This window comes from Faecalicoccus sp. LCP19S3_E2 (assembly GCF_052121255.1).
Lineage (GTDB): Bacteria > Bacillota_I > Bacilli_A > Erysipelotrichales > Erysipelotrichaceae > Faecalicoccus.
In genome coordinates this window covers 38,292-64,809 of record NZ_JBQKEP010000005.1, presented here as the reverse complement: position 1 = coordinate 64,809, position 26,518 = coordinate 38,292, and the positions used below count along the sequence as shown (strand labels likewise).

Below are 26,518 nucleotides of genomic sequence, written 5' to 3'. Positions count from 1 at the left end.
TCTTTTTTTATCCATTTCCCCATATAATAAAAACAGAAGAGGTTAAAACATGAACTACGGAAATATAAAACATTATGACATTGCCGATGGCGAAGGTGTTCGCGTCACCTTATTTGTATCCGGCTGCACGAATTGTTGTCCTGGCTGCTTTCAGCCCGAAACATGGGATTTTAACTATGGAAAACCTTACACAAAAGAAACAGAACAGGAAATTCTGGAAGCTTTAAAACCCGGCTATATTCAAGGATTAACTTTATTAGGAGGAGAGCCCTTTGAGCCTGAAAATCAAAGAGAGTTGGTTCATCTTTTAAAAAAAGTCAAAGAAACCTATCCCGATAAAGATATCTGGTCTTATACCGGCTTTATCCTGGATCAAGATTTATTAGAAGGCGGAAGAAGGTATTGTGAAGTAACCGATGAAATGCTTTCGTATATTGATGTATTGGTGGACGGTCCTTTTAAACAGGAACAAAAAAATATTTCTTTAGCCTTTCGTGGCAGCGAAAACCAAAGAGTTATTGATTTAAAAAAGAGCTTACAAGAAAAAGAGGTTATCCTATATTTGGAATAACCTCTTTTCTATAGACAGTTTCTAAAGATTTGAAGAATGTCTTCTTCATATAACGTTTTAAAGCCTTGAATCGGTCCACCTTTATCACGTATGCAACTCTTTGCCATCTCTTCCAACTTTGTATCATCAATCCCAACTTCTTGTAAGCAAGAAGGCAAGCCCAGTGTTTCATATAAGAATGTTTCTGTTTTTTCGATTGCTTTATTCGCAATCCAGTAATCATCCTTTGATGCATCCAGCCCCCAAACTTCCACACCATATTTTTTAAAACGGGATACAGTCTTTTCATCCAATACATAACGCATCCAACGTGGTGTTAAGATAGCTAAGCCCACACCATGAGTAATATCATAATAAGCACTTAATACATGTTCCATTCCATGACAGGACCAAGCCATAGAATACCCTGTTTTCAACAAGCCATTTAGTGCCATAGGTGCTGCCCACATCAAGTTCGCCCTAGCACTATAATTAGTTGGTTCCTGGATGGCAATCGGACCATAATGAATACAGGCTTTCATAGCGCCAACAGCTAAGCCATCCTGTAGATAGGCATCTTCTACATTCGTAAAGAACTGTTCCCACAAATGCGAAAGAATGTCTGCTGTACCTGCTGCCGTTTGCAGCGGTGGTACGCTATATAGATTTTCCGGATCTAAAATAGAGAGAACCGGACATAAAAGATCATCATGCAAACCAATTTTTTGATGCGTTTTCATATTGGAAATCACAGCAACATTGTTCATTTCCGAGCCGGTAGCACTCATCGTCACGACACAAACGACCGGTAAAGCTTTCGTTACCTTTGCTTGTCCAATCACTAAATCCCACGCATCGCCTTCATAAAACGTTGCGGCTGCGATAGCTTTGGCACAATCAAATGAGCTACCGCCACCAATGGCCATCACCACTTCAACTTGATGTTTTCGACACAGCTTTACTCCCTGCTTAACGGATTCAATTTTCGGATTTGGCTCTACACCAGACAATTCGACTACCTTGCAGTCCGATAGCTCTCGCATCACTGTATCATAAATACCATTGTGTTTGATACTTCCTTTCCCATACACTAATAAAACTCGTTTACCTATTTTTGGTACATGTTCATGAATCTTGTTCATGCTTCCTTTACCAAAAAGAATACGTGTCGGAGAATAAAATTCAAAATTATTCATTATAAAGCTCCTTTTTCCTTATTGTATCACAGAAAAAAGCAGGATATGCAAACTTGCATATCCTACATATTCATGTTCTTACTTTCCTAAATACTGATGTCCATAGGCATTAGCTGCCAAGATCGCATTATATGTAGATTCTTCCGTAACCTCAAACGACATATTATGAAGCGTATCTGTTTCCGCTGCCGCAGCTTTGGCAACTGCACGAATCTTTTCTTTGGTGATTTCCGTTACACCTAATTGTTCTAATGTAACTGGCAATCCTACACAAATACAGAATTCAATGATATCTTCCAGCTCCTCTAAAGGCACATTTTCCAGTACGAGTTGTACGATCGTACCAAATGCCACTTTTTCTCCATGATACATCGAGTGACATTCTTCTAAAACAGTCAATCCATTATGGATTGCATGGGCTCCGGCAAGACCACAAGATTCAAAGCCGATTCCTGACAACAAAGTATTTGCCTCTACGATCTTTTCCACAGCCGGCGTAAGAGCTCCGGCTTCCAAAGCCACTTTTGCCTTATAGCCTTCTTCCATCAATGTGTCAAAACAAAGTTTTGCCAAGGCATAAGCAGCACTCGTTGCTTTTCCGTTTGCGCAAGTCGTAGCTTCACTTTCCACACAGGCTCTAGCCTCAAAATAAGTCGCTAATGCATCACCAATTCCGGCCATCGTCAAACGAACCGGCGACTTGGCGATAATCTCTGTATCCAAAAGGACAATATTTGGATTGCTCGGCAAGAATAGATATTCCTCAAATACACCTTCATCTGTATAAATAACCGATAAAGCACTGCATGGCGCATCTGTACTGGCAATGGTCGGACAGATCATAACCGGTGTCTTTTCATAATAAGCAACTGCTTTTGCGGTATCGAAAATCTTTCCACCACCAACACCAATGATCAAATCACATTGTTTCTCTTCTACAAGAGCACTGATTCTTTTAATTTCATTATATGAACATTCACCATTAAACATCTCAAATTCACATGTGCAATCTTCGGTTTCAAAACCATCCAGAATATCCTGTCCATTTCTTCTAAACCCACCAGCGCTGATTAGAATCAAAGCCTTCTTTCCTAGACCAGCAGCATATTTACCAACATTGTTGATTTCTCCCGGACCTTGAATATATTTTCCGGGACTAAATAAGATTTTTGTCATCGTATAGACCTCCTGACTTTATTTTATCAGATTTAATAATATCTGAAAGCGGTATTACTAAGAAATGTGTGGTTTCCAGATAATTCAATCTTTGATAATCCAACTTTAGTTCAGTATAAATATAAATAGATGATTCGGATTGTTGTTATTAGTATCCACCACCAGAAATCCCCAGATATTCCTCCAGAGTTAATCCAGAAGCATAAATTGCTGAAGCCTGATCGCCTACATACCTTAAATGCCACGGCTCTGGCATATATCCTGTGACCGATTCTTTTCCGGAAGGATAGCGAACTATAAAACCGTATTCATGCGCATGTGCTGCAATCCAATTGACTTCCGGTGTAGTCTCTACCAGAGTTCCATTACTATGCTTTAAATCAAATGCCAGGCCAGTCTGATGTTCCGAATAACCTGGTCTTGCGGAAAAACGATCGGCTTGTGCCTGCCCATAGCTGTTCACGTAATTATTATATAAAGAAGATTGATAAGTATAACTCCTATATCCACTATATGAACTACTGATTGCATAGCCTTGCCTTTGCATATCCGCAATCAACTGTCGAATCTTTGCACCTGCCTCTGCATTTTCCTGTGGTGCATAATTAGCCGGTAAACCATGTTTTTTATTCACGACCATGATTCCCTGAACATAATACGGATCTGATGAAACAACTGATTGACCTTCTTCATTTTCGGCAGGTTTATTTGGTGATGAAGTTTCTTTCTCATACTGAACTCTGACAATACATTCTTTTTCAATACTGTTACCATAAGTATCCGATGCAATGATCATCATTCTATAATCTCCCGGATTCAAAAAATCAACTTCCTCTATTTTGTATTGGATCGATGTTTCACTTAGATCTTCTGCCAAAAAGTAGCTTGAAAAATCATAATTCTGATCAGAGTCTAAAGGAATTTCTACAACATCTGAAAATTTTGAAAACTTTGGTTTTGTTGTATCTTCCACTTGAATTTGGATGGAACTTGTATGTGGTATAAACCATTTGGAATATGTCACTTTACATTCATAGTTTCCTACTTCCGGATATTCTTTATCCTTCTCATTTTTGATATCTGACAAGTCAATTTTAAGATCCTTTATACGCTTCAAATCTTCCTGAGTTAAAATATCTTCCTTTGTGATCGAAATTGGTTTTCCATATTCAAAATTAAAATCATGATAGATTAAACAAGGTTGATTTAAATACCAAGTACCTGCACTGACAGTAAGTACTAACATCGAAGATACAGAACCAATTATTATTCTTTTCTTTTTCATGGCCAATCTTCCTTCGACCTCATTATATCATGACTCATGTGAATTGGTCATGATAGTCTGATTTCCTGCATCTTATTCTCGTCGATAAGATTTTCATTCATTCGATGACAAAATTACACATGTGAATTCATATTTCTATTATTCTTTAGCAAGAATAATTTTTGAAGTTTAAAGTTGTTATACCCTATATAAGCATAACTGGTATCATTTCTCTACACAAAAATCTATACTATTTAATTCTTTAATATCATCTTACAGCTTTTTGTTCTGGTCATTCATTTATCCAAACAACAGCTTAGCTTCTATCTATAAAGTATCTCTCTTTATGATATTTCATTCCTTATTCCTTTTCACATCCAGTTTACAATAGACCGTTACCAACATTGTGATAAAACAAATCGATCCGCCAACAAAGTTGGAAATTGGTTCTGCCATAAAGACACCCATAGCTTTAAAGCCAAGATGTGGCAAGATAAACGTCAAAGGCACTACGATCACAACTTTTCTTAAAAGTGAAAAGAAAATCGCCTGTTTCTTTTTATTCAATGATTTAAAAACAGTTTGTCCGCAATATTGAAAAGCCTGAAATACAAACGCAAAGAAATAAACATGCATGGCCGGTACGGCAATTTGTAAAAGATCTGGTTCACTATTAAAGATATGAATAAAAAACTGTGGAAATAGGATGATAAACATCCATGCGACCAGTGTATAAACAACACCGGCAAATGTAATGATTCGGATTGCTTTTCTGACACCTTTACCATTTCCAGCACCGTAATTGTAGCTAAGAATAGGACTGGAGCCATCCCCTATGGCCAGCACCGGAACTTCCAAGATCTGACGAACCGAATTAATCACGGTCATACAGGAAATATAAAGATCGGACCCCACCTGTGACAGCATGCTGTTGCAGGCAATTTGCACCAGGCTGTTTGTACACTGCATCACAAAGCTGGAAGAGCCTAAGCTGATCACATCTTGGATTTCTTTTCCTCGAAATTCTACATTCTTAAAATGCTGCAGTTTTAATTCCGAAGATTTACCTGTCAAAAACCGAAGTACAAAAATGGCAGAAAGAATCTGGGAAATGACCGTTGCGATGGCAGCTCCTTGTACACCCATGTCCAAGCCAAAAATAAAGATCGGATCCAGAATGATATTGGAAATGGCCCCGATAAAAATTGTCATCATCCCGGTGCTCGCAAAACCTTGTGCATTGATAAAAGGATTCATACCTAAGGCAATCATAGAAAAAAGCGTACCTACAAAATAAATTCGCATATAGGGTAAAGCATATTGAATCGTAGTATCGCTGGCACCAAATATATACAACAATGGCTCAGAAACCAAGATTCCAACAATCGTTAATACAATCGCTGTTAGAATCAACATATAAAAAGATATATTCATGATTCGTTGGGCTTTTTCTATATTTCTTTTTCCTCGTTCAATCGAACATAAAGGTGCACCACCAGCACCAAACAAATTAGTAAAAGCCGTAATCAATGAAATGATGGGAAAACAAAGTCCTACACCACCTAAAGCTACGACACCAATTCCTTCAATCTTACCTATGTAGATACGATCCACGATGTTATACATCAAATTTAAAAGTTGCGCTACCAACATAGGTGCCGCACACATTACGATATTTTCCAAAATTCTTCCATTTGAGAAATCGACTTGTCTGTTTTTCATAGTTTAAATTATACACCCGAAAAATAGAAAGACTGTATAGATTTTAAATGCTCTATACAGTCCATTCTTTATTTCAATTCATTGGTATGGTGTGCTTTTTCCGCAAGGCGCCAATCGTCTTGATATTTACTTAAACAATCTACAAAACGTTTGGCAACATAATGTGGTCTGGTAATGGCAGAACCAACTACTACCGCATGACAGCCAATAAAAATACATTTCATCGCATCTTCTGGTGTATATAAATGTCCTTCCATAATGACTTTGGCATCATCTCCAACAGCTCGACACATATCCGCAACCATGCGATAATTGGCCCCTTCAATATTTTCTGTGTTTTTTGTATAACCGTATAAAGTAGGAGCTACGATTTCAGCACCATTTTGAGAAGCATGTATAGCTTCTTCGATATTGGAACAATCTGCAAAGATCAAGTGATTTGGATATTTCTTTCGAACTTGTGGTAATAAATCCCAAGCGATAGTTTTTTCATGCGTGACTTGTGATGTGCAATCCAATGCGATAATATCAGCACCAGCTTCAACGATCGCATCCACCTCTTTCATGGTCGGTGTAATAAATACATCCGTATCATCATGCCAGACTTTATATAAGCCGATGATCGGCAAGCCAAGATCAGCTTCTTTGACTTGTCGTATTTGTTCCGGTGAATTTAAGCGTAAACCAACGGCACCTGCCCATTTAGCACATTCAGCCATTTTCACTACCATATCCGGTGTATAGATCGGCTCATCCTTTTGAGTTTGACAAGATACGATCAAGCCACCTTTTAAGCAATCTAATATCTCGATTTTTTTAGGGTCTGTAGTTTTCATTTGTCATCCTCCTCAATCAATTTAAAATGTTTTAATGCATAAACTACACCATCTTCTTCGACAGACTTTGTAATATAGTCACTACAATCTTTTACTTCCTGTAAAGCATTACCCATGGCAACGCTGCATCCTACCGCTTGTAACATGTCGATATCATTACCACCATCGCCAAAAGCCATAGCTTCCTCTTTCTTTAGCCCATATGCTTTTAAAATTCCTTCTACAGCTTTTCCTTTGCCACCTTCTTTAGGTATCATGTCACAGGCATAAGGCCACCATCGTACAATTTGAATATGTTTGGTGCCTTGAAGAAGACTTTCTTCCTGTGTTTCTGGTATAGCAGCCATCATTTGATAGATCGATGATTGCAGATACGTTTTAAAATCATCTATTTTATGAATACTTTGCGAAGCAATCTTAAAATATTCATCTAACATTTCTTCATGTTCATTACAATACATCGAATCTTGATGACAGGCGACTAATGCTTTTTTCATATTTTGCGCATTTTCAAAAATTTGATTCACATCTTTAGGATCTAAAGGATTTTCATACAACACCCTTTCCTTGTCATAACAATACTGTCCATTAAAAGTTAATGCCCCATCAAATGCAACTCCTTCAAAATGAGGAAGTACAAATTTTGGCCGCCCTGAAGCTAAAAATAAGCGAATTCCTTTTTTTTGAAGTCTCTGTAAAGCTTTTGTCAACGATGGTGTCAAAGTTTTGGTTCGTAACGGAAGCAAAGTTCCATCAATATCAAAAAATATGATCTTAATCATTTTCTATCTCCTTACAAATTTTAAAGTTTTCCGGCATTCTTTTGTTCTTTGGATATATATCCATATATACTTTTGAAAAAGATGATAAATTTGACCAGGTATAAAAAGCTCTTGTCTTTAATTTGGTATGATCTATCAACAAGATACTTTTTCGACTGCGCATCTGTACTTCTTTTTTGATCGTGCCTATATGCATATCAAATACATACGCTTCATCTTCTTGTACACTGATACCATTGGCCGTTAAAAAACAAAGATCAAAACGAAACTGTTTCAATAACTGTGTAGTCATTGATCCAAATGAAGAATCATACTTTTTAGAAAACTCGCCACCTAGTAAATACACATGTCCTTTAAAATCCAACGGCAATCTTTCTAACAGATAGGTGTTTGTCGTAACCAGCTCTACATCTTTATGTTTTAAGCCTTCCAATAAATAAACTGGTGTAGTTCCCGCGTCAATAAAAATACAATCCCCATCATGTACTTCTTCTATTGCCTTATGACAAATTATTTTTTTTGCATCTTTTTGTGTATCTTCTTTAAACTGCACAGCCGGTTCATTGTATCGTGACAACAAGACATCTGTATCTACAAGGCTGGCACCGCCTCGCACACGTAAAATGCGCCCTTGTTCTTCTAACTCTTGTAAATCACGCATAATAGATGAACGAGATACTTGAAAACGTTTCATTAAATCTTGAATCGACACAAATGAGTTTTTATGAAGCAGATCCATGATTCGAACCATTCTTTCTTCTGTTAACATCTTATCCTCCTATTTTGACGTATATGTTCTTTGTCTTTCCATACGCAACAAAAGCATTTAAAGTCTCTTTTTTCATCATGGGATAGGATGCATATGGATATACTTTATTTAAATTTTCCCATTTGTTTTTTCCTAAAGAATGAAAAGGTAAAAGATCCACTTCTGAAAATCCCAAACGAGATGCCTGATCGATCGTTTTTTCAATCTGATCTTCATTAAAATTCCAAATTACCGGCATACGAACAATGACTTTTTCAGGACAATGTTGCGAAAGATAGGTAAAGCTATCTTGTGCAAACTTTGGATTGGCACTGGTTATTTTTTGAAGTTTTTCTGGTTCCAAGTGTTTACAATCCATCAAAAACAAATCAATATAAGGTTCCACTTTTTTTAAATGTTCCAAAGGATAATTACCTGTCGTTTCTAAAGCTAAATGATAGCCTCTTTCATGAAGTGTACAAATCAACAAAAAAACTTCATCAAACTGAAACAAAGGTTCTCCTCCGGAAAGTGTCACACCACCATTTGATTTTTGATAATATCGATCATCTTTTTGTACTTCTTCTACAATTTCTTCTATGTCCATCCACTTACCCGATATTTCTAATGCTTCTAAAAGACACGCATCCACGCAAAGAGCGCACCCATCACATACATTACGATTTAGTGTAAACTCCGGTTGAAAAGAGATTGCCTGTTTTGTACAAGCTTTTAAACACGAATGACATCGTACACACTTATTTTCTTTATGCATCAAAACAGGATGTACATCCCAGGTTTCAGGATTGGCACACCATGGACAATGTAAGCTACACCCTTTTAAGAAAATCGTAGTACGAATTCCCGGTCCATCATGCGTCGCAAAACGTTCGATATTTGATACGCTAATCATATAAAGTCCTACTTAATAACTCATCTTGTATATCTTTGGTCAGATTAACAAACACGGCCGAATAACCGGCAACTCTAACAATCAGATCCGGGTATTTCTCTGGATGTTTTTGTGCATCTTCCAACTGGCCATGATCAACAACCGTAACCATTAACTGGCAGCCACCATTTTCAAAATACGTTTCGAATAAAGCTTTGACCTTCTCTTTATCTTCATGCATCATACGTGGTGCAAATTTGATATTTTGCACACTGCCGCCATGATATTTCGCATCAAAATGCACAAGTGAGTTCAAAACAGCGGTTGGTCCGGATTTGGCAGCACCACCTTGCGGGTTATTAGCCGGATTCATATACACACCTTTGTTTCTTCCATCCAGACTGGCATCTGTCTGATGGCCCCAGTCTGTATTGGTTTGATTGTTGGAAATGACGATCAGATAATAACCCATTCCGGCATCTATGCCTCGTTGACGTATGCCTTTGGCCACATATTCATAACAGCGATTGGCCAACTCATCACACTCTTTTTTATCATTTCCATATTTATCTTGTTTCAATAAATCTTTCTGAATTCGTTCATAGCCTTTAAAATCATGCAAAGCTGCTTCATTTAACTGCTCCAACGTATATTTTTTCTGATCAAACACCAGCTTCTTGATCGCATATAAGGCATCACTGGCATTGATATTTCCATATGTTTCATTGGTACCGCCTAAAATTTCAACTCCACCATCCAACAAAGCTTTTTCACGATGAATACAATCATCCATCAAGATCGAAGTAAATAAGAAGCTAACTTCCTGATTCATGATTTCATACGAATGTTTTTGTGCATAAATACTTAAATCAAAATAATAATCCTGCACTTTTTGATATTGATCCATCAAATCTTCAAATGTCTTTAGTTCACTTAATGGTTTACACTGTACCGGACCTGCCTTATAAATTTTATCCATAGGATCAAATCCTTCATTCATGGAAATCTGTAACAACTTTAACATATTCAATAATGTATTTGGCGTTCCTACACTTTTTCCCTGGATCACATATTCTCCACAACCAAAAGGAACATATTGTTCGGCAATCTTTTCCGGTACACGCATCGCATATTGTACAGCCGGTATATTGACATCATCATTGTATAAAGTCGGATAGGTAGCTCCTGAAGCGATACATTCATATGCCATATCCAAAATATCTTCCGGTGTATTATGATCAAAGCGAAGCGTAAACTGTGGTTCTACATATCGCACTTTTTTACAGACCTTTAAACACAATCGAGTGAACAAGTCACAAGCTTCTACATTTTCTCTTCCTCGTCCACCGACGATAATACGACCATTTACCGTAGTTCTGCGATTTTCGATCATTTTCCACAAAGAAGCAATATATTCCAGCGCCTTTTCTTCGGTCAATCTTCCTGCATCCATATCTTTTTTCAAATAAGGACCTAAAACCATATCCATACGTCCATAATTAATACAACCGGCACATAACGCATACAACCAGAATAACTGCAACGCCTGATGGAAAGTAACCGGTTTATGCTCCTTGATCCAGATTAAATCTTCTTCCATCACATCCAAATCCTGTTTCCAATCAAGACTTGCTTCTTTTTTTGCTTCTTTAACCAAATCTATCTGGTAGGAAATGACTGTTTGAAAGAGCTTCATTGCCTCCAACGAAGCTTGGATAAATGGCTTGGTAAGATCTTGTCTTTGAATCTCTTCTATCAATCCATTCACTCCCAAACGCATCAGCTTTTGATAATCTAACATCATACCAGACAATCTTGCCGTAGCCATAAATGGATATTTACAATCGATAAAACGGCCTGTGGTATCTTCAGTCAGCACATCCTGACAATAGATAGATTTCACATCATGATATTGCCAATAATCATATAAGGCATCCACTCGTGCCTTTTCTTCCTCCGTCTTTAACAAGGATTTAAAGGCTCGTAATTTATGAAACACACAATAATGCCCTACACCACCAATGGAAGTGACACTGCCAAAGCCGATCGGCAAAAAATCTAACCGTCCGGCAATTTGATCACCGGGTTCTAAAGTCCGAAATAAACGTGGAAATAAAACTTTTAAACAATGAATTTCTCGAAACGCTTTATCTAAATTTGCCCCATTTTTGTGCGCCTGCGTATAAGCTTCCATGATCTCCAGCTGTTCCTGTGGGCTTTTCTGGCTGGGAATCGGTTTAGATACTTCTACATTTTGTGCTCCATCAATGTTGATATGTGCCATACTGCAGACCTCCTATTCAGTTTCAATATAGCACCTCACCTTTTTACAATCAATCATTTTTGTTCTTTTTTGTTCAAATTTATTCATAGCGCTTGTAAAAAAAGGAGCTTTATTCCGTAGCTCCATATTCTGCATAATAAGCATCGATTCGATTTTTAAGGTCTGCATCCAATGCGTTTTTACTTTCGAGATATTCTACAACCTCTGGCATAGATACGATGGCTGCCGTTGGAAAGCCATATAACTCACTAACTTCCTTCAAAGCGGTTTTATTGCCTTTTCCTTTTTCGTTACGATTTAAGGAAACCATCAAACCTACGATTTCCACATTGGCTGCCCCTCTTACTTTCGGTACCGTTTCTTCCATAGATTTACCGGATGTAGTCACATCTTCAATCATAACGACACGATCTCCATCCTGAAGCTTTGTTCCTAAAAAGCTTCCTTTATCCGCTCCATGATCTTTTTCTTCCTTACGATCCGAACAATAACGAACTTCCATTCCATAAAGTTCATCCAATGCGATTGTTGTAGCAACAGCCAATGGAATACCTTTATAGGCCGGCCCAAATAAAACATCGAAATCTTTTCCATAAGTCTCTACAATGGCCTTGGCATAATATTCGCCCAGTTTCTTTAATTGATAGCCTGTTACATAGCCACCGGCATTTATAAAAAACGGACTTTTTCTACCAGATTTTAATGTAAAGTCTCCAAACTTAAGAACTTTGCTTTCTAACATAAAGTCGATAAATTCCTGCTTATACTGTTCCATACTTTCCTACTCCTTTATAATTTCTATATCAATTATAATGTATTTCACAAAGTAATTATAGCCTATTTGACAATTTATAATTGTGACTTCTTCACTATAAAATAATGAAAGAAACGATTTTAAAATTGTTATCTATATCCATCGCTACAATTTATCCGCATGTGCATTTTCATAACATTGTACAATGTCAGCAGGCATATCCTTTTCTATATGTTGTGGCATGTTCACTTCTGTTCCTTCTTTACAGGCTGTTTCATAATACCAGCACTTGAACTTGACCATATCCAATGTTCTCTGCAGCTCTTCCATCTGTTTTTCAATTTCCTGACGACGTGCATAAAACATTTCTTTTCGTTTTTCTAAAGTACGATCGCCCTGGCTGCACCAGTTCATAAATTCACGAATCTCTTTGATCTGCATCCCGGATTTCTTTAAACATTCAATGACACGTAACGCTTCAATCGATTTTTCATTAAATTTACGAATACCGGATGGTTCTCTTTCTAAGTCTTGGAATAAGCCTTCTTTATCATAATATCGTAAGGTTGGGATCGGTAAATCAAACATTTTTGAAACTTGTCCTATCGAATACATAAACATCCTCCTAAAAAATTTATATTTTTTTCTTGACCTAAAGTTAGCTTTAGGATTTACAGTAAACTTAATCCAACAGGATAGTATTGTCAAGGAGGAAGTTACAATGAATGAAACTTTACATTTATGCCAAGAATGGGACAAGGTTTTTCCATTAAGTGAGGAAGTACGCCATCATAAAACAACCTTTACCAATCGTTATGGAATCACATTGGCAGCCGATGTTTATGAGCCAAAGAAGGCAAGTGGAAAGCTGCCGGCTATTGCCCTCAGTGGGCCTTTTGGTGCCGTTAAGGAACAAGCATCCGGCTTATATGCACACCAACTGGCGAAAAGAGGCTTTTTTGCGATAGCCTTTGATCCATCCTATACCGGTGAAAGCGGTGGATTTCCCCGCAATGTCACCTCCCCGGATATCAACACCGAAGATTTTATGGCAGCTGTTGATTTTCTGTCTGTACAGGAAAATGTCGATCCCGATAAGATTGGAATCTTAGGTATCTGCGGTTTTGGCGGCATGGCTTTAAATGCTGCCACGCTGGATACGCGTATCAAGGCAACTGTCACATCAACGATGTACGATATGACCCGAGTGAATGCCAATGGTTATTTTGATGAAGAAGATAGCGAAAAAATTCGCTTCCAGAAAAAAGAAGCACTGTCCAAACAAAGAACGATTGATTTTAAGAATGGAAACTATGCTTCTGCCGGTGCCTTACCGGATGAAATTCCAGATGGTGCCCCTCAATATTTAGTCGATTATATTTTGTATTATCGCCGAAAACGCGGTTATCATCCTCGATCTCAGGGAGAAGGAAAAGGATGGAATGTGACCGGATGCCAGTCTTTTCTAAACATGCCGATTCTGCAGTATTCCAATGAGATTCGCAGTGCCGTCTTGATGATTCACGGCGAAAAAGCACATTCTTGTTATTTCAGTAAAGATGCGTATCAAAAGATGATGGATGGAAATCCCGTACCGGACAATAAAGAATTGTTGATCATTCCAGGAGCTGTGCATACCGATTTATATGATCAAATGGATATTATTCCATTTGATAAGATCACCGATTTCTATCAGACCTATCTTAAATAAGAAACCCAAGAGTCATTAGTCATGGCTCTTTTTATCATCCTATTTTTAAGGCTCTATCCTTTTCATTCTGTTTTTTGTGCATTAAAATAGAAGTAAGAAGAAAACCATACAGGAGGCCTTATTATGAAACACACGATCATTACCATTGGCCGACAATTTGGAAGTCATGGCCGAAGCATCGCCAAACAATTGGCAAAAAAATTGGGATATGCGTATTATGACAAGGAGCTATTAGTCAAAGCTTCCCAGGAAAGTGGTTTAGCCACCAGCTTTTTAGAAAGCATGGACGAAAGACAAGCCAGTCCATTCTTTTATTCCCTGTTAGCCGGACCGACACAATTTATGTGGAACGATCAATTCATTTCCACAGAAGCTATGGCCTATCAGGCACAACATGATACGATCCTAAAAGTCGCACAGGAAGGAAACTGTGTAATCGTAGGTCGCTGTGCCGATTACATTCTCAAAGATCAAGAACGACTGGTTCGTGTTTTTATCAGCGCCGATTTACAAGATCGAATTGCCCATGTCATGGAACGTGATCAGATCACTGAAAAAGAAGCACGAAAGAAAATAAAAGAAATGGATAAATCTCGTGCTGCCTATTACAACTTTAACACCGATCAAAAATGGTCCGATGCGGCAAATTATGATTTATGCATTAACACCTCTCGTCTTACAGAAGAGAAAACAGTAGAAACTATACTGCATTTTATTCATAATTTACTGGATTGATCCCGTCATGGGATCTTTTTTTCAAAAGAAATCTTATTTTATGCTATAATCAGATGGCTGTAACTTCAGAAAGGAAGATTCCATGACCGATTATCAAAACGACAACACTTTTTCCTTTGAAATTGAAAAAAGACTGGAAGGAAAACTAGGCCGTGCCGGTATCATCCATACTCCACATGGCGATATCAAGACACCGGCTTTTATGTGTGTAGGAACACGAGGCAGTGTCAACTTTTTATCGATGGATGATTTAAAAGCCATTCATGCACAGGCCATGTTGTCCAACGGATATCATTTGCGAAATGCCTCCTATGAGATTGCTCAAAACGGTGGACTGGCCGCCTGGTCAAAGTGGAACGGCCCAACTTTAACCGATTCCGGAGGCTTTCAGGTCATGTCATTAGGCTCCGGCAGTGGAAAAGTAGTCAGCATGAAGGTCGGTCATGATTTAAAAAACACCGAACCAGAACATCGCTTTGCCAAAGTAACCGAAGATGGGGTTGCGTTTACCGATCCTAACAGCGGGCAGGATGACTTTATCGGTCCGGAAGAATCGATGCAGATTCAATGTCGTATTGGAGCCGATATCCATATGGCCTTTGATGAACTGACTTCCTTAGCCGATGATTACGATTATAATGTGGAAGCTTTGGCAAGAACTGAACGCTGGGCACTACGAAGCATAGAAGAACATCGAAAGCATCAGTATGATCTAGGTTATTACCAAGCTTTATATGGTGTCATCCAAGGTGGCCGATGGGAAGACTTACGTCGATCCACTTCGAAAAAATTTGCCAAGATGGATTTTGATGGCTATGGCTTAGGCGGTGCCTTCTTAAAAGAAAATCTGGGAGATATTTTACGATGGTGTTGTGAAGAACTGCCGGAAACCAAGCCACGACATCTTTTAGGGCTGTCCCATCCAGACGATATCTTGATTGGAATTGAAATGGGAGCGGATACCTTTGACTGCGTGGCACCAACAAGAGAGGCTCGTCACGGAAAGATCTATACACGATATGGCAATATCAATCTTGCCAATTCTCGTTTTAAAGACAGTATGAAACCACTTGATGATGACTGTGACTGCCCTGTTTGTAAAGCCGGATGGACCAAAGGACAGCTTCGTGAATTATTAAAGTCTCAGGACAAAGAAAAACGTCACTTGTATTTTAACTTAGCTTCGCAACACAATCTTCGCTTTATTCTTCGGTTGACCGAAGAAGCCAGACAAGCCCTGATAGATGATACTTTCTATGAATATCGAAGTCAATTTTTAAAAGATTATTATCATAAATAAACAAATAGAACCTCAAGATCATAAATACTGATCATAATGAGGTTCTATTTTTTGAGCATAGAAAAACTAGGAAGATTGCTTCCTAGTCATTCTACTAACTATTTACGTTTTTTAAGCAAGGCAATTATACCAACAAGAGCAACGCTCATAGAGCCAAGTGCTCCAACAATGGATAAATTTGCCGATGTATTTGTTCCATCTGTTTTCTTTGTTTCTTCTTTTGATTGTTCAGTCTGCGCTGGTGTTGTAGGTTCCTGCGGTTTGTCCTCTGTCGGTTTTTCCGGACTCTTTTCTTTTTCGATTTCTACTTCCACAACACTACTTGTACCATATGCAACTGTTGTATGGATGGTATCGATTCCAGTTACAGAAACATATCCTTCCGGTATTTCTAGTGAAATGTCAAAAGTAGCTTCCTGACCAGGTATTCCTGCTTCAGAAGTGTAAGTTTTTGTCGCAACAACTTCTTCACCATCTACATAGTTTACTGTTAAAGATGCCGTTTTTAATTCCGCAAAATTAGCTGTATATGTATTGGAAAAACGACTTTGAGGAACAAAGCCAGGATCTGTACTTACCACTTCTCCATTAGCATCTGTCCAATTCACAAAATAATATCCTCCATTTGGAGTTGCGATAGAACCTGTAGGATTTTGATCCATAGATGTCAATGTTTCAGATGGCACAGATACGCTACCACCTTGCGCTGCGACATAATTGATTTGGTTGGCATTTACAGTAACATCGATACTACCTACGGTAACTTTACCGAATATTCCGGCAGTACAACGAATTGTCATAGAACCTGCGTTACTTGCAACCGTAGAAAACTCGCTATCATAATCGTTCATACTTTGGTCACCAATAAACCAGTGATGTCCATGTAACCATGAATCTACATTACATCTTACATAAATCGTTTCTCCTACTTCATAGGTTGTTTTGTCTGAGGTAACATAATTTCCATAGCTGTAAGCTTCAGGAGCAGCAGTTACTGTTGTTTCCTCTTGCGCCAAAATTGTTGTCGTTGCACCCATGGTAAAGGTAAAGCCCAAGGCCAAAGATGCTGCTAAAACTTTTTTCATTCTTTTCATGATTCTCCTCTCCTAAATTTTTTTATACTTCAATCACATCTTAACCCTCCCCTTAATAAACTGTCAATATATTTGTTGTTATTTTGCTTTATTTTAGTTATTTTTTATAAATAGAATAACCTTTACACAAAAAAAACGAATAAGGTTTATACTTCATTCGTTTTCACATTTTCTTATTTATTCTATTTCTTATTTCGAATATCAATGATAATCATCACAATAGACCGAAATACAGACAACAATACACAATAACTTCTTTGTTTCTGCAGCAGTTTATGTACTACATGGGTTTGAGAAATTTCTTTTTACAATTTTTTTCTCCTTCTGTAATTTATCTGAATCTGGTAACTCCCCCCACTTGGTCAACCGATGTTGGCGCCATATTTGAAGTCGAGACTATTCTTGATGGTTTTGAAGCCAAGTAGTTATCAATACAGCTTTCCTTGTCTTTTTAAATCATACCTTATTTACGCCATTACTATCCTTAAGGTTTTCATACCTTGCTCCATGCATTTTATGGCTTGATTGACAAAAGATCCTCCGCCTGAATCGCTACATCATGATCACTAGACTGAAAACTTCTATCCGTTTACTACTGATTCTGTCATATTCAGTTTTCACCTTTTATTCAAAGCTGGAGATCAATTCAAACGTAAAAGCATCTCCATCTTCAATCACCACTTTATCCATTGCCGGACACATACTGGCTTCTTTACAAACGGTATTGTTTTCGGATTCAAAAACAAGCCATGGGCCTTTGCTAATGTGTGATAAAGAAGCATTAGAAGTGTAAAAAATTTTGCCGTTCCTATCCGGCACTTGGCCATTGTGTCGGATAGGTCGGGCGGTTATTCGGGCAAGTCAATCTTGCCGACAAAGCTGTAATAAATCTCAATGTCCTGCCTGCGGGTGCCGTTCTCGTCGTAACTGCACTCATGCACCACGATTTTCTCTACCATTTCCCGCAACAGGGTGGGGGTCAGTTCTTCAAAGGCAAGGTGCTTGCGGACAATGCCCATGAATTTCTCGGCGTTGACGGTGGCGGCCTGCGACTTGTCCAGTTCAGCTTGCAGGGCTGCGGCTCTCTTTTTCAGTTCAGCTTGCTCGGCTTCATAATCAGCCGACAGTTCCATGAAACGCTCGTCGCTGATTTTGCCGTTTACATTGTCCTCATACAGCCGCTTGATAATCCGGCTCACTTCGGCAATGCGTTCCTGTGCCTGTTCAAGCTGCTTGGTGGCTGCGGCGGTCTTTCGCTTGCCGCCGATCTCGTTCTGCTGGACAAGCAGTTTCACAAACCGGCTCTCATGCTTGGCTGCGTATTCGGTCACTTGCCGAAGATTTGCCAGGACACCGGCGGTCAACAGGTCGGTGCGGATAAAGTGCGCCGTACAGTCGCGGGTGCGCTTCTTGTAGCTGCCGCAGATGTAACAGTCCTGCTTGCGGTCTTTGTTCTGATACCGCTGCTGATACAGCACATGGCCGCAGTCGGCGCAGAATAAAATCCCAGAGAACAGCCCCACTTCATCATAGCGGTTCGGGCGTTTGCGCTGCTTGCGTAACTCCTGCACACGCTCCCATGTTTCCATGTCGATCAGCGGCTCATGGTGGTTCTCAAAAATGGCCTGCTTCTCAATGGGGTTCTCTACGCTGTGCTTGACCTTGTAAGAGGGCTTTTCCGTCTTGAAGTTTACCAGACAGCCGGTGTACTCCCGATTTTCAAGGATATGCACGACGGTGTTTGTCGCCCACTTGCACTCATAGCCGGGGTGGTAACGGCGGGTGCTGCCTGTCCGCTGATATTCCAGCGTCCCCGGCGTGGGGATTTGCTGCTCCGTCAGCATACGGGCAATCTTGGTCGGGCCGTTCCCGGCAAGGCAAAGCTGGTAAATCTGCTGTACCACCGGGGCGGCTTCCTCGTCTATGATGAAGTTTTCGTCCTCGTCCATCACATAGCCGTAAACCGGCTTGCTGGTAACGGGCTTGCCGCTCATGCCTTTTGACCTTTTTACTGCCTTGATTTTCTTGCTCGTATCTCTCACCAGCCATTCGTTGAACAGATTTCGCAGCGGGGTAAAATCGTTGTCCATGCCGCCGTTTGCGCTGTCCACATTATCGTTGACAGCGATAAAACGCACACCCTTTTGAGGGAACAGCATTTCCGTGTAAAACCCCACTTGCAGGTAGTTTCGCCCCAGCCTTGACATATCCTTGACGATAACGGTTCCCACTTTTCCGGCTTCAATGTCTGCAAGCATAGACTGAAAGCCCGGTCTTTGGAAATTTGCCCCGGAATAACCGTCGTCGGTGTACCAGCGCAGATTGGTAAAGCCGTTCTGTTTTGCGTAGGCTTCGAGTATCCTTTTTTGGTTCGATATGGAATTGCTCTCTCCTTGCAGTTCATCGTCTTTGGATAATCTCGGATAAAGGGCGGTAATCAGGTTTTGGGTGGCTTGTCTTAACATAAAATCCTCCGTTTCCGACAGCCAGCCCCACTATTCCGTATTTTTATCATACCACATGGGGCGGCTGTCTGTATAGCGGCAAAAGTGTAAAATCTGCTTCTTTATAGTTTATAAAAAAGAGCGTTCTTTTCATAGGGATTATCATGAAAAACGGTAATTGAAAATCCCTTTACTTCATGCTATAATACGAAAAGCGTTACCAGCGACGATAATGCGGGATTTTGTCTGCAATTCATTGAAGGAGGTACAGGCATGAAGTTTGAAAAAATTGATTGTGGCAACGGAATTGCGGTTGCCGTATCAAGTGACAGCATGATTATTACTGATGTCGATTCTGCGCTTGATTTGCTTATGTCTGCCAAATACGAAGCAGGCACAAAGTATATTGTCGTGGATAAAAAGAACATCATTGAAGATTTCTTCATTTTGAGCAGCGGCTTGGCGGGAGAAATTCTTCAAAAGTTTATCAATTACGGTGGAAAAATCGCTATATACGGGGATTTTTCACATTACACCAGCAAGCCGCTGAAAGACTTTATCTTTGAAAGCAATAAAGGGAAAGATGTGTTCTTTGTTGCAACAAAGGAAGAAGCAATTCAAAAAATAAGTCAAAGCATTTAGTGGATAAAATCCCCATATCGGATAGTTGTGTATTAACCCAACGCGAAAGCGGCCATGTCAAAGCATGGCCGCTTTTTCCATGCCCCCGGCTCATGCCGGATAAGTCGGCTTCTGTGTAGCAGCGGCTTCGGCTTGCAGCACTTTTTCCATTTTGTCGATGGCAGTTTCGGTGCTGTCCTGCTTGAAATAGCCGGACACCACAAGGACAGAGTTGCCCATGCGGATTTTCGTCACGCAGTCGGGGCGGCGGGGATTGGTTTTTGTGGTCTGTTCGTAATCTGCCATAGGCTACTCCTTTCACTCATTCATCAGATTTTTCAGCCGTTCCAGCTTGGCTTGTGCGGTTTCCCTGCGGAAGTTGCCGCCCGTAAAACGGACAGGGGCGCACATTTCCAGCAGCCGGTCATAGATACGGGCATAGGCGGTGTCGGTTGGGTTCTGGATTTGCTGCAAGGTCAGGTTGGTGGTGACGATCAGCGGCCTGCGGCTGCGGTATCGGCTGTCTATCACGCTGTAAACCTGTTCCAGCCCGTAGGCGGTGTCACGCTCCATGCCAAAATCATCAAGGATAAGCAGCGGATAGCGGCAAAGCCGGGAAATGTATTCGTTCCTGCCCTCGAAGCTGGCGGCAAGGTCATTGAGGATAGCGGCAAAGTTCGTCATGCGGACAGGGATTTTCTGCTCCATCAGGGCGTTTGCGATACAGCCCGCAAGGTAGCTTTTGCCGGTTCCCACACCGCCCCAAAAGAGATAACCGATGTTCTCGGCCTGCATGGTGTCCCAATGCTCCGCATAGAACCGGGCAACGGCGGTCTGGGGGTTCCTGCCGTTGTCGTTTTCAAAAGTCCAGTCCCGCATGGCGGTATCGGAAAATCCCCGGCGTTTCAAGTCCTCTACGGTGTCAAGGTGTCTGCGCTGCTGTTCGGCGGCTTCACGCTCAATCCGCTGCGCCCTCTGGCAGTCGCACTCTGCCGGGTGGCGGTCAAGCCCGAAAAGCGTCTTGCCCTCTGGGAAATAGGCTTCTTTGGGCTTGCGGCATTTTCCGCAGTACAGCAAACCGTCCTCGCCTGTGTAGTCGCCGCTGTCCGGCTCGGTATCCGGCAGCAGATTGATATTCTCGATTTTGTTCATAAACTTTCTCCCTCCTTGCAGGTGTAGTCCGGGACACCCTGTTTCGGGGCGTCCTTTTTGTCATTCTCTGCCCATATCCGCAGGGCGGCGGCATAGTTCTGGTAGGTTCTCCCGTTGGCGGCAAGGTAGCGGCTCATTTCCTCAATGAGCCGTTCCAGTCTGTCCGGGAACTCGGCTTTCAGTTCTGCATACTCGGCTTCGGTCAGAAAAACATTCTCATATCTGCCAAACGGTTTGTGCGGCTCTCCACTCACTCCCATTGTTTGGTTTTCTATCAGGTTGTTTATAGTAAGGTTGTTAGGGGTCGGTTTTCCGACTGTCATAGGGTCGGAAATCCGAACTAATGGCGGCAGCTTCACATACAGGCGGTTGGCTGCGGAAAATCCCGCCCGTTTCCGTTCCAGAAGTCCGGCTGCGTCCAGTTCGTTCAAGGCGGCTTTGATGGCGGTCTGCCCCTTATCCAGCATTTCGGCAATCTCCGCTATGGGATAGACAATGAATGTCCTGCCCTGATCGTCCTGCCAGCCGTTCCGCTGTGACAGGGTGGTGCGGTCTAACAGCAGCGCATAGAGCAGCTTGGCGGTCTGGGAAATGTCCATTTTCAGCAGGAACCGGGGATATGGCAGGTAGGGCGGCAAGCCTGTGTCCAGCCCTACATAAATGGTTTCCTGCGTGTTGTCCGGCTTCATGGCTTCGCCCGCTTGGAGCGAAACGGCGGGCACTCGATGATCATAGCCCGGAAACTCTGCTTGCAGGTGCGGCGGCACTTGCGGCAAAGAGGATTGTAGGTGATACGGTTGCGCTCATTGAGGAAGAACGCCCATTCTTCCTTGCGCTTCTTGCTCATTCTCGGCATGGCGGCTCCTTTCTGCCGTTTCTATCGATGTAACCGGATAGGCGGCGTTTGGTGTATGATTTCGGTGTCATTTTCGGGGATTTTCCTCTCTGTATGCCCCTTGAAAAAGGCAGGTGGTATTGCGGATAGGGTCAGATATAGGGAACGCTTTTGTGCGGTTTCGGTATCATTTCGGGGTGGAGTTCAGTGGTCAATTTCCCATAGCAAAGGGGTGTCCAAAATGGAACCCCCTTTCCGGGTAGGGGTGGAACAAAACGGAACACCCTTACCGCTCCCAATCCCGACGCACCTCTTTTGTCCGTTCCTGCCGGAGCATGGCGGCAAGGTTGGATTTGACCTTTTGCAGCTCGGCGGCTCTGGCTTTCTGCTCCCGGTACTCGGTGTAAATCCCGTTTTTCTCGGAAATCAGGGCTTCATTTTCCGCTTGCAGCTTGGAAACGGCGGGCAGCTTCTTTAAGCCCTGTTGCCGAAAATACCGCACCGCCGCTTCATACAGCGTCAGGTCTGCATGAAACGCTTCCCGGTATCGTTCCGGCTTCTTGGCAGTTTTCAGCCCGTCATGGGCGGGCTTGGTTCTGCGGTAAACGCTGATCTGGTGCATGAGTTCCTTGTTGGCGGTGATTCTGGATTCCAGTTCTTTCAGCTTTTCTCCGGCGGCGTGCTGCCCGGAAATGGCGGCTTCCAAAGCTGTGTCCACTTCTTCGGGGCTGGCAAAACCATGCTCGGAAAGGAAATTCATGGTCTTTGCCATCTGTTTGAGGTTAAAGGTTTTTGCCCAACGCTCATAACCGATACCTTTTCCCTCGGCTCGCTTGGCGGCTATATCTACAAGCCGCTGCGGGCTGTCAGGGTTCGGGGTGATTTGGGCGGGTTTTGTCCGCTGTATGCCCTTAGTAAGCTGCGGCTGGTGTTCCTGTCTGTCCTGCATCTTTGCGGCTGCTCTATGGGCGTTCTGCTGGAAAACAGCAAGGACAGCGGCCTTGTCGAAGTCCGTCCCCAGCTTCCGGGCGGTGATGGGCTTTGTTCTGTCCGGCGTGAGATAGGACAGCCGCCCCCGGCTCTCCTTAACGGTCACGCCCTCCCGCAACAGGAGAGCGGAAAACTCGTCAAAGCTGGCGGCGGTGGCAAGGGCTTGGCGTATGGTCTGCCGCAAACGGCCTTTGTCGGTTTCAAACTTGGTCTGTCGGGGTGCGATACCCTCGGCAAGCAGCACAGCGTTTTCCTTGTCCAGCTTGGCTTGCCCCTTGCGCTTCGCCCAGTATTCACGCTCGGTCACTTTGTTTCGGCTGCCGTTCAAGAGGTCGATCTGGTAAAGCCCCTCCCGGTGGCACATCTCCATGACTTCGCTGCGGAAATACCGCATGGCGGCTGCGGTACAGCGGTGCTTGTTCCCGGCTCTGGTGTCGCTTGCCCTGTCCATGTAGGGCTTGCGCTCCACCTCGGCAATCCGCAGACTGTTGATGACAATATGCACATGGATATTGCCGCTATGGTTGTGCCCGTCCGGGTGGGTACAGACAAGGGCTTGGTGTCCGGGAAAATGCTCTTTGCAGTAGGCCAGCCCCAACGCCTGCGCCCGGTCTACGGTCAGGCCATTGTCGGCTGCGTCCCGTGGGTCAAAGCTGATGATATAGTGGTGGCTCTTGATGTCCTCCCGTTTGCTGTTCTTGCCGTACCGCAGATTTGCCCGGATACATGACAGGGCAAAATCTTCCTCCCCGCAGTTCAGCGTGTCCAGCCGGTAGTCCTGCCGGGGAATGAGCCGCCCGGCTTCATCAAGGGTGGGTTTCATGGTAAACTCGTCATGCTCAAAGGTGAGATAGGCTTCGGCGGCTCCGTAGTCGGCATTTTTAGAGCTGATATGCTTAATCGTTGCCATAGGCTTCACCTATCACTTTCAGCACCTCGAATTTGAGGGCGGCAAGGTCGGAAACAGCGGCTCTCACCTCACTGGACAGGGCGTTGTAGGGTGCGCCGTATTCGTTGAGATACCGGGCGATCTGGTTCAGGTTGCTGCCGATTTTCCCGTACTGCGCCACAAGGGAAGATATGGCGGTGAGCATTTCTTCGCTGTGGGCAGTCACCCGGATAACAGGAGAAATCCGGCTGTAAAAAACGGCTTGCCGGATATACTCGGACTGGCTCATGGAGAGGGCGGCGCATTTGTCCTCAAAGGCTCTGCGCTCGTCCTCGGTCAGACGGGTCTTGACAACACATTTCCGCTTGGGGGTGTTGTAGGTTTTGTGTGGCATGGTGGCTCAACTCCTTTCAAACTGCAACGGACAATTTTTATCTAAAACACAAGTATTGGGGCAAGTTTTTTCAGCGGCGCAAGCCGCAAAAGGCGGGTTTGGGGTGGCAACCCCAACAAGTATCTGACCGGGGGACAAATGAGCGAAAAGCGAAATTTGGTACACTGGTCGATACTTGCTCTCCGTGACTGCAAACTTTCTCTCACTTCCGTCCGCCACTTTTTTGGAAAACTGCAACCACAAAAGTTTGTTTCTCTTTTTCTGCTACTACTAATCCTGTAAAGGGCATTCCTGCCCGCTTTCGCTAAAATGACACCGGACGCAGTGGTTTCTACCCGGTGTTGGAGAAATCCTTTCTCTTTGCCCTCTACTACGGGTAAATGCTCCAAATGCCAAACACCAGGGCAGAAAAATTCCCTCCTCGCTTACTACTACAACCGGCAGGGGGCAAAATGGCCGGGAGCGGAGCCGGACAACAAAAAAAGCAGTAAATCTTTTTCAAGACTTACTGCTTTCGCTGGCCGCGTCGGTGGCGGCTGGTATTCAGTTTTTATGACTTGTCCGGTGGTTCGTCAAGCCGGAACTTGAATTGACAGTCAATTAACCGCTGCTTTACATAGTCCTCCACCTCGGCGTTGACCTGCCCGTTCACTTTTGAGAAATAGCGGATATATCCGGCGTAGTGGAGCAGGACAGCGTTCACGGCTTCTGGGTCGCCCTCACGGGCTTTGAGGATTGTTTCATAGGGGAGAAGTCTACTCATACCGGCTCACCCCCATTTCTTCGCGTAGCCGCTGCAAGGCAAGCTGGATATGCCGCCCCGCTGTGCTGCGTGACCGGCCAATACACGCGCCGATCACGCGCTGCGGCTGGCGCAGAAAGTAATAGCGCAGGATTTCTTCCCGCGTCTGCTCCGGCAAAACAGAGATCGCGTCGGCAAGGGCGGCGTTGCAGAGCAGGACGGTCTGACCGCAGACGGTAAATGGGTATTCCTCGTCCGGCTCCGACGCGGCAAACTGGACAAACTTCTCGTTCATCAGATAGTCAAGGGAAACTTGCCGTTCCCATTGCCGTTTAAGCTTCAAAATCTTGTCCAAGGCGGCACAGCGGATAACAGTCTTGCAAAAGGCGTTGTACCTGCGCTGGATATATTCTTGATAGGCTATCTGGTCGGTCATGGAAATTCCCCTTTCTGAATAATAGTGCGGGGCGGTGGCACTTCTTGCTGTCGCCCCTTGATTGCCTACCAGCAAAGGCGGGCGGGGCTGTCAACGGCTGCGCATATGCGCCGTTCATCTTGACCGTTGACTGGCTCGGCTGGGTTTGCTATTTACCCGACAAACTTGAATTTATTTTAAGCTATCACGTTTTACCTTCTTAAGCCTTACTATCATTACCATAGGAATTTCTTTGTTGGTTTTAAAACATTCTTCATAAAATCCATCAATGACAAATCCAGCTCTAAAACAAAGGTTAAAAATATCTTGTATGGAACGATGATAATAAATCTGCTCTTTCGGTTGCCCTTCAATCGCTATATCATAGTAACTGTGCGGTGTCATATATTTTTCAGTCAACGTGACAAAACAAGGGTGTTGCGTTGCAAAGACAAAAATTCCGCTTTCCTGCAACAGTTCATAAACAGCCATAAGAAGTGGTTCAATATCCGTAATATCCATAATTGCCATATTAGAAACTGCTTTCGTAAAGGCTCGATTTCTTTTTAATTCTAATATACTTTTTCTATCGGTCGCATCCGCCACACAAAATTCAATTTGTTTTGCATATTGTGATTGCCGTCTTTTAGCCAATTCTATCATTTTTTTGCTGTAATCAAAAGCGACAACCGAAGCGCCTCTTTGTGCAAGATACGAAGAATAATTTCCATTGCCACACGCAATATCCAAAATGTAATCCGCAGGATTAGGAGATAGAAGTTCCGTTACTTTGGGACGCACTACCTCTCTGTGAAATTCATTAGATTCGTCACCCATTGCATTATCCCAAAATTGTGCGTTCTCCTCCCAGATTTTTTTACTTTCCTCTGTTCCCATGTTCTCTCCCACTCCCCAAATTTGCTTTTTTGCTTCCATTAAATCTTCCTTACTATATTCCATTGTTACCCTCCATAACTTCTGATTGTTGCCGT

Annotated in this window: 28 protein-coding genes; 6 read left to right on the top strand and 22 right to left on the bottom strand. The window is 42.5% G+C overall.

Annotation, left to right across the window (positions count from 1 at the left end):
• The first annotated feature begins 49 nt into the window (after nucleotides 1–49).
• The gene (gene nrdG / locus ACTQX6_RS06165; RefSeq protein WP_117445594.1) at nucleotides 50–571 is read left to right on the top strand and encodes an anaerobic ribonucleoside-triphosphate reductase activating protein; all 522 of its coding nucleotides are present in this window, start codon (nucleotides 50–52) and stop codon (nucleotides 569–571) included.
• Nucleotides 572–579: 8 nt separating this feature from the next.
• Here nrdG and ACTQX6_RS06160 read toward each other — a convergent pair whose 3' ends face one another.
• The 11 genes from ACTQX6_RS06160 to ACTQX6_RS06110 form a co-directional block, all read right to left on the bottom strand.
• Nucleotides 580–1,746, bottom strand: coding sequence for an iron-containing alcohol dehydrogenase (locus ACTQX6_RS06160; protein ID WP_117445593.1), 1,167 nt, complete (start codon nucleotides 1,744–1,746; stop codon nucleotides 580–582).
• Nucleotides 1,747–1,824: 78 nt separating this feature from the next.
• Nucleotides 1,825–2,922 carry a glycerol dehydrogenase gene (locus ACTQX6_RS06155; protein WP_294687784.1) on the bottom strand — a complete coding sequence of 366 codons (1,098 nt, stop codon included), beginning with the start codon at nucleotides 2,920–2,922 and terminating at the stop codon, nucleotides 1,825–1,827.
• A 148-nt stretch (nucleotides 2,923–3,070) separates the two neighbouring features.
• A complete protein-coding gene (locus ACTQX6_RS06150) occupies nucleotides 3,071–4,207 on the bottom strand; it encodes a M15 family metallopeptidase (protein ID WP_294687781.1) in 1,137 nt (378 codons plus the stop codon).
• A 333-nt stretch (nucleotides 4,208–4,540) separates the two neighbouring features.
• The gene (locus tag ACTQX6_RS06145) at nucleotides 4,541–5,908 is read right to left on the bottom strand and encodes an MATE family efflux transporter (protein ID WP_294687778.1); all 1,368 of its coding nucleotides are present in this window, start codon (nucleotides 5,906–5,908) and stop codon (nucleotides 4,541–4,543) included.
• A gap of 68 nt (nucleotides 5,909–5,976) precedes the next feature.
• Nucleotides 5,977–6,744, bottom strand: coding sequence for an N-acetylmannosamine-6-phosphate 2-epimerase (locus ACTQX6_RS06140; protein ID WP_272001575.1), 768 nt, complete (start codon nucleotides 6,742–6,744; stop codon nucleotides 5,977–5,979).
• A complete protein-coding gene (locus tag ACTQX6_RS06135; protein ID WP_294687774.1) occupies nucleotides 6,741–7,526 on the bottom strand; it encodes a Cof-type HAD-IIB family hydrolase in 786 nt (261 codons plus the stop codon). The genes ACTQX6_RS06140 and ACTQX6_RS06135 overlap by 4 nt, the downstream gene beginning before the upstream one ends.
• Nucleotides 7,519–8,295, bottom strand: coding sequence for a DeoR/GlpR family DNA-binding transcription regulator (locus ACTQX6_RS06130; RefSeq protein ID WP_195222655.1), 777 nt, complete (start codon nucleotides 8,293–8,295; stop codon nucleotides 7,519–7,521). Before ACTQX6_RS06130 ends, ACTQX6_RS06135 begins: the two co-directional genes overlap by 8 nt.
• Before the next feature lies 1 nt (nucleotide 8,296).
• On the bottom strand, nucleotides 8,297–9,187 hold the full coding sequence (locus tag ACTQX6_RS06125) for a glycyl-radical enzyme activating protein (RefSeq protein WP_294687768.1): 891 nt from the start codon (nucleotides 9,185–9,187) through the stop codon (nucleotides 8,297–8,299).
• Nucleotides 9,180–11,450, bottom strand: coding sequence for a pyruvate formate lyase family protein (locus ACTQX6_RS06120; protein WP_294687766.1), 2,271 nt, complete (start codon nucleotides 11,448–11,450; stop codon nucleotides 9,180–9,182). Before ACTQX6_RS06120 ends, ACTQX6_RS06125 begins: the two co-directional genes overlap by 8 nt.
• A gap of 109 nt (nucleotides 11,451–11,559) precedes the next feature.
• Nucleotides 11,560–12,225, bottom strand: a complete 666-nt coding sequence (gene pyrE / locus ACTQX6_RS06115) for an orotate phosphoribosyltransferase (RefSeq protein ID WP_441657365.1) — start codon at nucleotides 12,223–12,225, stop codon at nucleotides 11,560–11,562.
• A 144-nt stretch (nucleotides 12,226–12,369) separates the two neighbouring features.
• A complete protein-coding gene (locus ACTQX6_RS06110; protein WP_117445584.1) occupies nucleotides 12,370–12,819 on the bottom strand; it encodes a MerR family transcriptional regulator in 450 nt (149 codons plus the stop codon).
• A 106-nt stretch (nucleotides 12,820–12,925) separates the two neighbouring features.
• Between ACTQX6_RS06110 and ACTQX6_RS06105 the strand changes: the two genes are divergently transcribed.
• From ACTQX6_RS06105 to tgt, 3 genes are all read left to right on the top strand, one after another.
• Entirely contained in the window at nucleotides 12,926–13,915 is a 990-nt protein-coding gene (locus ACTQX6_RS06105; protein WP_272001567.1) for an alpha/beta hydrolase, read from the top strand.
• 123 nt (nucleotides 13,916–14,038) lie between these two features.
• Nucleotides 14,039–14,650 (top strand): AAA family ATPase, encoded by a 612-nt coding sequence (locus tag ACTQX6_RS06100; protein ID WP_220412048.1) that lies wholly within the window; start codon nucleotides 14,039–14,041, stop codon nucleotides 14,648–14,650.
• A gap of 82 nt (nucleotides 14,651–14,732) precedes the next feature.
• Nucleotides 14,733–15,950 (top strand): tRNA guanosine(34) transglycosylase Tgt, encoded by a 1,218-nt coding sequence (gene tgt / locus ACTQX6_RS06095; RefSeq protein WP_441657366.1) that lies wholly within the window; start codon nucleotides 14,733–14,735, stop codon nucleotides 15,948–15,950.
• A gap of 98 nt (nucleotides 15,951–16,048) precedes the next feature.
• Here the strand turns inward: tgt and ACTQX6_RS06090 are convergent, their stop codons facing one another.
• Nucleotides 16,049–17,044, bottom strand: a complete 996-nt coding sequence (locus ACTQX6_RS06090) for a hypothetical protein (protein ID WP_320863030.1) — start codon at nucleotides 17,042–17,044, stop codon at nucleotides 16,049–16,051.
• 559 nt (nucleotides 17,045–17,603) lie between these two features.
• Here ACTQX6_RS06090 and ACTQX6_RS06085 point away from each other — a divergent pair.
• Nucleotides 17,604–17,837 carry a hypothetical protein gene (locus tag ACTQX6_RS06085; RefSeq protein WP_294687750.1) on the top strand — a complete coding sequence of 78 codons (234 nt, stop codon included), beginning with the start codon at nucleotides 17,604–17,606 and terminating at the stop codon, nucleotides 17,835–17,837.
• Nucleotides 17,838–17,892: 55 nt separating this feature from the next.
• Here the strand turns inward: ACTQX6_RS06085 and ACTQX6_RS06080 are convergent, their stop codons facing one another.
• Nucleotides 17,893–19,509, bottom strand: coding sequence for a recombinase family protein (locus ACTQX6_RS06080; protein WP_118101863.1), 1,617 nt, complete (start codon nucleotides 19,507–19,509; stop codon nucleotides 17,893–17,895).
• Nucleotides 19,510–19,761: 252 nt separating this feature from the next.
• Here ACTQX6_RS06080 and ACTQX6_RS06075 point away from each other — a divergent pair, with 252 nt between their 5' ends.
• On the top strand, nucleotides 19,762–20,130 hold the full coding sequence (locus ACTQX6_RS06075) for a DUF4180 domain-containing protein (RefSeq protein ID WP_087988644.1): 369 nt from the start codon (nucleotides 19,762–19,764) through the stop codon (nucleotides 20,128–20,130).
• Nucleotides 20,131–20,220: 90 nt separating this feature from the next.
• Here ACTQX6_RS06075 and ACTQX6_RS06070 read toward each other — a convergent pair whose 3' ends face one another.
• The 9 genes from ACTQX6_RS06070 to ACTQX6_RS06030 all read right to left on the bottom strand — a co-directional run bounded on the left by ACTQX6_RS06070 (nucleotide 20,221) and on the right by ACTQX6_RS06030 (nucleotide 26,486).
• Complete coding sequence (locus ACTQX6_RS06070; protein ID WP_087988643.1) at nucleotides 20,221–20,415, bottom strand: transposon-encoded TnpW family protein; 195 nt, start codon at nucleotides 20,413–20,415, stop codon at nucleotides 20,221–20,223.
• Between the two features lie 12 nt (nucleotides 20,416–20,427).
• Nucleotides 20,428–21,261, bottom strand: a complete 834-nt coding sequence (locus tag ACTQX6_RS06065; RefSeq protein WP_087988642.1) for an ATP-binding protein — start codon at nucleotides 21,259–21,261, stop codon at nucleotides 20,428–20,430.
• Nucleotides 21,258–21,950 (bottom strand): replication initiator protein A, encoded by a 693-nt coding sequence (locus ACTQX6_RS06060; protein WP_441657367.1) that lies wholly within the window; start codon nucleotides 21,948–21,950, stop codon nucleotides 21,258–21,260. Before ACTQX6_RS06060 ends, ACTQX6_RS06065 begins: the two co-directional genes overlap by 4 nt.
• The gene (locus ACTQX6_RS06055; protein ID WP_195494817.1) at nucleotides 21,947–22,108 is read right to left on the bottom strand and encodes a hypothetical protein; all 162 of its coding nucleotides are present in this window, start codon (nucleotides 22,106–22,108) and stop codon (nucleotides 21,947–21,949) included. Before ACTQX6_RS06055 ends, ACTQX6_RS06060 begins: the two co-directional genes overlap by 4 nt.
• Nucleotides 22,109–22,382: 274 nt before the next feature.
• Nucleotides 22,383–23,996 carry a relaxase/mobilization nuclease domain-containing protein gene (locus tag ACTQX6_RS06050; RefSeq protein ID WP_136890944.1) on the bottom strand — a complete coding sequence of 538 codons (1,614 nt, stop codon included), beginning with the start codon at nucleotides 23,994–23,996 and terminating at the stop codon, nucleotides 22,383–22,385.
• Nucleotides 23,983–24,369 (bottom strand): plasmid mobilization protein, encoded by a 387-nt coding sequence (locus ACTQX6_RS06045; RefSeq protein ID WP_441657368.1) that lies wholly within the window; start codon nucleotides 24,367–24,369, stop codon nucleotides 23,983–23,985. The genes ACTQX6_RS06050 and ACTQX6_RS06045 overlap by 14 nt, the downstream gene beginning before the upstream one ends.
• 550 nt (nucleotides 24,370–24,919) lie before the next feature.
• Complete coding sequence (locus ACTQX6_RS06040) at nucleotides 24,920–25,132, bottom strand: helix-turn-helix domain-containing protein (RefSeq protein ID WP_002586615.1); 213 nt, start codon at nucleotides 25,130–25,132, stop codon at nucleotides 24,920–24,922.
• The gene (locus ACTQX6_RS06035) at nucleotides 25,125–25,547 is read right to left on the bottom strand and encodes a sigma-70 family RNA polymerase sigma factor (RefSeq protein ID WP_002586616.1); all 423 of its coding nucleotides are present in this window, start codon (nucleotides 25,545–25,547) and stop codon (nucleotides 25,125–25,127) included. The genes ACTQX6_RS06040 and ACTQX6_RS06035 overlap by 8 nt, the downstream gene beginning before the upstream one ends.
• A gap of 171 nt (nucleotides 25,548–25,718) precedes the next feature.
• Nucleotides 25,719–26,486, bottom strand: coding sequence for a class I SAM-dependent methyltransferase (locus ACTQX6_RS06030; protein WP_002586626.1), 768 nt, complete (start codon nucleotides 26,484–26,486; stop codon nucleotides 25,719–25,721).
• Between the last annotated feature and the right edge of the window lie 32 nt (nucleotides 26,487–26,518).